The organism is Oleiphilus sp. HI0080, assembly GCF_001635135.1.
Genome location: NZ_LWFU01001153.1, coordinates 1 through 842, shown reverse-complemented (window position 1 = coordinate 842; position 842 = coordinate 1). Strand labels below are relative to the sequence as shown.

The 842-nt window shown below is 53.2% G+C and carries 1 protein-coding gene; it reads left to right on the top strand.

Going from position 1 to position 842, the window contains the following annotated elements; genetic code table 11:
* Positions 1 to 842, top strand: an 842-nt coding sequence (locus A3751_RS20730; RefSeq protein ID WP_156492695.1) for a molybdopterin cofactor-binding domain-containing protein, incomplete at both ends; no start/stop codon positions are given.

Genomic DNA, 842 nt, shown 5'->3' with positions numbered 1-842 from the left:
GGCGCAAATTCAATACAAAGAGCTAGAACCGACGCTCACCGTCGACAAGGCGATGAAAGACCAGTTCTTCGTGCGCCCTACGCACCAACATAAGCGTGGTGATGCCGACAAAGCATTGAAAGAAGCACCACACACGATCTCTGGCGACCTTTACATCAAGGGACAAGAGCATTTCTATCTTGAAGGCCAGATATCAACCGTTGCCCCATCGGAAGACGGCGGCATGAACGTCTACACCTCAAGCCAACATCCAACGGAAGTGCAAAAGCTGGTTGCCGAAGTGCTTGATATCAGCATCAACAAGGTCAATGTCGAAGTCCGCCGCATGGGTGGTGGTTTTGGCGGTAAAGAGACACAAGCCGCGCCGCTCGCATGTATTGCCTCTATTTTGGCGCATCACACAGGTCGTCCGGTTAAGTACCGTATGAGCCGATATGACGACATGGTGATGACGGGTAAGCGCCACGCTTTTCAGAATAACTACACCGTCGGGGTGAACGATGACGGCGTGATTCAAGGTGCCATCATAAACGTAGCGGGTAAATGCGGTAACTCGCCAGATCTATCCGATGCGATCGTTGATCGCGCGATGTTCCACAGCGACAACGCCTATTATCTCAACAACGCAACCGTCACCGGCTATCGCTGCAAGACACACACGGTTTCTGCAACGGCGTATCGAGGTTTTGGCGGCCCTCAAGGTGTGATCACCGCCGAACTGATGATGGACGATATCGCTCGCCGCATGGGTGAAGATCCACTCACCATCCGCAAGCGCAACCTCTACGGCATCCAACATGCATCTATGCGCCTTGAAGACGGCAGCATTGATCCGCGTAACG